Annotated in this window: 1 protein-coding gene; it reads left to right on the forward strand. The window is 78.8% G+C overall.

Annotated elements, in window-relative coordinates:
• On the forward strand, window positions 1–1,830 hold a 1,830-nt coding region (locus CA983_RS43275; RefSeq protein ID WP_425276519.1), incomplete at both ends, for an ABC transporter permease subunit.

Consider the following 1,830-nt stretch of genomic DNA (forward strand, 5'->3'; position numbering starts at 1 on the left):
ACGACGCGCCGGAGCTGGTGCCGGACGAGCCGTGGGGGCAGCTCGCGGTGGTGCTGGTGCTGGCCGCCGGGGTCGCGGCGGTGGTGCGCCGGACGCGTTTCGGGCGGGAGCTGCGGGCCGTGGTCGACGACCGGCAGCTCGCCGTGCTGGGCGGCATCGACGCGGACCGGGTGGCGGCGGCGGGCTGGGCGTTCGGCTCCTTCACGGCGGGCCTGACCGGCGTACTGCTGGCGCCGTACGTGCGTCTCGACCCGTACGGGCTGCCGCTGCTCGTGATGGAGGTCGTGGCGGTCGCGGTGGCCGCGCGGATGCGGAGCCTGCCGGTCGCGGTGGTCGTGGCGCTGGGCGTCGGGGTGGCGCAGAGCCAGCTCACGCGGCTGCACCCGTCCGGGTGGGGCGCGCCGCTGCTCCAGGCGGCCGGCACGAACCTGTTCGTCGTCGCCCTGCTGGTCGCGGCCCTGGTCCTGCCGGGTGTGGGCACGCGTGACGCGCTGCCGCGCTCGGCGACCGCCCGGGTTCCGACACCGCCCGGCGCGTGGATCGTCGCGGCCGTGCTGTTCCTGCTGCCGCTGGGCCTGGCCGGCCGGGACCTGCACACGTCGATCCAGGTGCCGGCGCTGGCCGTCGTCCTGCTGTCCCTGGTGGTGGTCACCGGCCGCGGCGGCCAGATCTCCCTGGGGCAGGCGGCGTACGCGGGGCTGGGCGCCCTGTTCACCGCGCTGCTGGCGGCGGGCCGCTTCCCGGGCCTGCCGGACATGCCGGAGCTGGCGGCCCTCGCGGTGGCGGTCGTCCTGGTGGCACCGCTCGGCCTGCTCACGGGCTGGCCGGCGATCGGCCGCCGGGGCCTGGCGCTGGCGCTGGCGACGTTCGCGGTCGGCGTGGGGGTGAGCCGCTTCGTCTTCGCCCAGCCGTACGCCACGTCGGGCCTGTCGCTGGGCCGCCCCGCGGGTTTCGAAGGGGACCGCGTGTACTACGTCCTGGAGCTGCTCCTGCTGGCGGTCGCCCTGATGGCGGCGCACGCGCTGCGCCGGGGGCGGACGGGCCGGGCCCTGGCGGCCATGCGGGACCACGAGGCCGGGGCGCAGGCGGCGGGCGTCCGGGTGCCGTCCCTCAAGCTGCTCGCCTTCGTCGCGGGCGCCGCGCTCGCCGCGCTGGGCGGCGGCATGCTCGGCATGGGTTTGCGTGCCTTCGACCCCGCCGCCTACGACCCGGTGCGCGGTCTGTTGTGGTTCGCGGCGGTCGTGGTGCTGGGCGCCGACAGCACTCTCGGCGCCCTCGCCGCCGCGGCCCTCCTGGTCGGCCTGGACGCGGGCACGCGCGGCGGCGTGGCGGCGGCCTTGATCGGCGTCCTGGCGGTCCTCGTGGGCCGCTTCCCCGGCGGCACGTACGAGGCCCTGCGGACAGCGGTGGAACGCCTGCGCCTGAGCCGCACACCCGCCCTCACCCCAGCGGGGGTCCGGGCCCGCGGACTGCTGCGCCCGGCACGACCGCGGGCGGCCCGGACTGCACCGGTGCCCACGGGGGCGACGGCGACACGCGTGGTGCGGGAGGCAGAGGGCACGGGGGTGGCAGGGCCTGCCGGCCTTGGGGACGAGAGCGGAACGGCACCGCGCGCCGCCACCGTGGACGGACGGCGAGCGACTCCGGGTGCCGGGCCGGCGGGCCGCGAGGCGCCTCAGCCGCCGGTCCACGGCCCCTCTGCCCCCGCCGCCCATCGCCCGCCGGCGGCTTCGGCGGACGAGACGCCGGGGCCCGCCCCGGCGGACCGCCACGGCTCACCCGGCGAGGCGCGCCCCGCCGGTGCCCGGTCCCCTGCCGCTCCAGAGCCCC

The organism is Streptomyces swartbergensis, from assembly GCF_002148965.1.
GTDB classification, from domain to species: domain Bacteria; phylum Actinomycetota; class Actinomycetes; order Streptomycetales; family Streptomycetaceae; genus Streptomyces; species Streptomyces swartbergensis.